This is a genomic window from Mesorhizobium sp. M7A.F.Ca.MR.176.00.0.0 (genome assembly GCF_004023165.1).
Taxonomy (GTDB): domain Bacteria; phylum Pseudomonadota; class Alphaproteobacteria; order Rhizobiales; family Rhizobiaceae; genus Mesorhizobium.
On record NZ_RZTC01000097.1, the window covers coordinates 1 to 3,171 of the forward strand.

The 3,171-nt window shown below is 63.8% G+C and carries 3 protein-coding genes; all 3 read left to right on the forward strand.

Translation table 11 applies throughout. The annotated features are described in order from the left end of the window. Nucleotides 1-168 precede the first annotated feature (168 nt). Nucleotides 169-1,665, forward strand: coding sequence for an FAD-linked oxidase C-terminal domain-containing protein (locus EOB59_RS26015; protein WP_128289542.1), 1,497 nt, complete (start codon nucleotides 169-171; stop codon nucleotides 1,663-1,665). Nucleotides 1,666-1,914: 249 nt separating this feature from the next. Further along, on the forward strand, nucleotides 1,915-2,499 hold the full coding sequence (locus tag EOB59_RS26025) for an ASCH domain-containing protein (protein WP_127318616.1): 585 nt from the start codon (nucleotides 1,915-1,917) through the stop codon (nucleotides 2,497-2,499). After that, a partial coding sequence (locus tag EOB59_RS36700; protein ID WP_245486755.1) for an FAD-binding protein occupies nucleotides 2,496-3,171 on the forward strand: 676 nt, incomplete at its 3' end. The genes EOB59_RS26025 and EOB59_RS36700, both read left to right, overlap by 4 nt.

The window sequence follows — 3,171 nt, forward strand, 5'->3', positions numbered from 1 at the left end:
AGACAGGTCCTCGTAGAGCGCCGCGCGGGGGAGGGTGAGACAGCGGCAGATTGCCGCTGCGGAAGCTTGCCCCAGCCTTGATGCCGGATTCCCAACCATCACAGGATTTGCACCCAGCGCGCTTCACTGGTAAAAGATTTTGACCAGTCAAGCGAAATGAGGCTACCGATGTCCGGCTTGGCCATGCCGAAACCAGACGACGCCACGATGCGCCGGCGCGACGAGATCGTCGCCGACTTGCGCATCATCGTGCCGGGTGAGGGCGTCGTCGACGCCGCCAATTCCATGCGCGCCTTCGAGAGCGACGGCCTGACCGCCTATCGGCAGCTGCCGCTGGTTGTTGTTCTGCCGCAAACCGTGGCGCAGGTGTCGCGCGTGCTGAAATACTGCAATGATCGCAACATCCGCGTCGTGCCGCGCGGCTCCGGCACCTCGCTGTCGGGCGGCGCGCTGCCGCTCGAGGACGCGGTGCTTTTGGTGATGAGCCGCTTCAACCGTATCCTCGAGATCGATTTCCCCAATCGCGTCGTCGTTGCCCAGCCGGGCGTCACCAATCTCGGCATCACCACCGCCGTCGAGCAGGAGGGCTTTTACTACGCCCCCGATCCATCCTCCCAGATCGCCTGCTCGATCGGCGGCAATGTCGCCGAAAATTCCGGCGGCGTGCACTGCCTGAAATATGGCCTCACCGCCAACAATGTGCTCGGCATCGAGATGGTGCTGATGAATGGCGAAGTGGTACGGCTCGGCGGCAGTCACCTCGATGCGGAAGGTTATGACTTGCTCGGCGTCATGACGGGTTCGGAAGGGCTGCTTGGCGTCGTCACCGAGGTCACCGTGCGCATCCTGAAGAAACCGGAGACGGCTCGCGCACTGCTGATCGGCTTCCCGACCAGTGAGCAGGGCGGCCAGTGCGTCGCCGACATCATCGGCGCCGGCATCATTCCGGGCGGCATGGAGATGATGGACCGGCCGGCGATCCACGCCGCCGAGGATTTCGTCCATGCCGGCTATCCCCTGGATGTCGAAGCGCTGCTGATCGTCGAGCTCGACGGGCCGGGCGTCGAGGTCGATCATCTGATCGGTCTTGTCGAGGCCATCGCCTACAAGAACGGCTCGACCACCTGCCGCATTTCGCAGTCCGAACAGGAACGGCTGAGCTTCTGGGCCGGCCGCAAGGCGGCGTTTCCGGCCGTCGGCCGCATCTCGCCCGACTACTACTGCATGGACGGCACCATCCCGCGCAAGGAGCTGCCGCGCGTGCTCGCCGGCATGCGCGAGCTGTCGGAAAAATACGGTCTCGGCGTCGCCAATGTCTTTCACGCCGGCGACGGCAATCTGCATCCGCTGATCCTCTACGATGCCAACGTACCGGGCGAACTCGACAAGGCCGAAAGCTTCGGCGCCGACATATTGCGGCTCTGCGTCAAGGTCGGCGGCGTGTTGACCGGCGAACACGGTGTGGGCGTGGAAAAACGCGACCTGATGCCGGAAATGTTCACGCAGATCGATCTCGACCAGCAGATGCGCGTCAAATGCGCCTTCGATCCCAACCATCTGCTCAACCCGGGAAAAGTGTTCCCGCAGCTGCGGCGATGCGCCGAACTCGGCCGCATGCACATTTCCGGCGGCAAGCTGCCGTTTCCGGACATTCCGAGGTTTTGAGGGATATGTCGGCGCTTGAACACCCCCCTCTGTCCTGCCGGACATCTCCCCCTCAAGGGGGGAGATTGGCTGGTCGCAATGTTGATGCTTGTTTTTCAACCGATGGGATTGGCGAAAGCCGGCGTAGCGATCTGATCTCCCCCCTTGCGGGGGAGATGTCCGGAAGGACAGAGGGGGGTGCGAAGGATCGCGGCATTTCCGCACCTGCTTCTGGCATAGGTTTCACCGTATGCCCGAGTGAGGTTTGAGTTGCTGTTCAAACAATCCTTGCTGGACAAGATCGCGCGCAATGAAGTGACGCTCGCGTTTCGCCGCTGGAAGCGGCCGACCGTCAAGGCCGGCGGGCGGGTCAGAACGGCGTCAGGTGCGGTTAGGATCGGGGACATCTCGATCGCGAGCGGCTCCGAATTGACGGAGAAAGACGCGACCGCAGCCGGCTTTCCGTCCCGAGGAGCCCTTCAGGAGATGCTTGGCCCCGATGACGGTACCCCGGTCTATCGCATCGAGCTCAAAGGCATCGAGCCCGACGAACGCGTTGCCCTGCGCGGCGACGCCGTGCTTTCCGATGAGGACTGGCATGCCTTGACCCAGCGTTTTGCGCGCTGGGACAAAACGGCACCCGGCTACTTCCTGTGGATCCTGCAGGCGATCGGCGCCCATCCGGAAGTGCCGGCTGCTGTCCTGGCCGACAAGGCCGGTGTCGAAAAGCTGAAGTTCAAGCAGGATGTCCGCAAGCTTGGGGAACTCGGACTCACCGAGAGTCTCCAGATCGGTTATCGGCTGTCGCCACGGGGCGAAGCCGTGCTCGAAAGGCTTCGGGAGCACAGGCTTTGACTACTTTCACCCCAACCACGTCAGACGAAGTTCTCTCCACCGTCGCCTGGGCAGCGGCGGAAGGCTCGCCGCTGGAAATCCTCGGCCACGGCTCCAAGCGTGGCGTCGGCCGGCCGCTGCAAACCGAACACACGCTCGACCTGTCGAAACTCTCTGGCGTCACGCTCTATGAACCGGCTGAACTGGTGCTGTCGGCCAAGGCAGGCACACCGCTGGCCGAGATCGAAAAGCTGCTGGCGGAAAACGGCCAGCAGCTTGGCTTCGAGCCGATGGACTACGGTCCGCTGCTTGGCGGCGAGCCTGGCAGAGGCACCATCGGCGGTGTGCTCGCCGCGAACCTCTCCGGGCCGCGCCGGCTCAAGGCAGGGGCTGCGCGCGATCATGTCCTGGGCATCAATGTCGTGTCCGGTCGCGGCGAGTCCTTCAAGTCGGGCGGCCGCGTGGTCAAGAACGTCACCGGCTATGACATGTCCAAGCTGATGGCCAACAGCTGGGGCACGCTGGCCGTATTCACCGACGTCACCTTCAAGGTGCTGCCGGCAGCCGAGACCGAAGTCACGCTCGCCATCCGTGGCCTGCTCGACGATGCCGCGGCCGCCGCCATGGCCCTGGCGCTCGGTTCCAGCGCGGAAGTGTCGAGTGCGGCCCATCTGCCGGAGCGCATCGCTGCAC

Excerpts from the sequence above, each read along its gene's own strand:
- EOB59_RS26015 (WP_128289542.1), top strand. The coding sequence starts at position 169 with ATGTCCGGCTTGGCCATGCCGAAACCAGACGACGCCACGATGCGCCGG.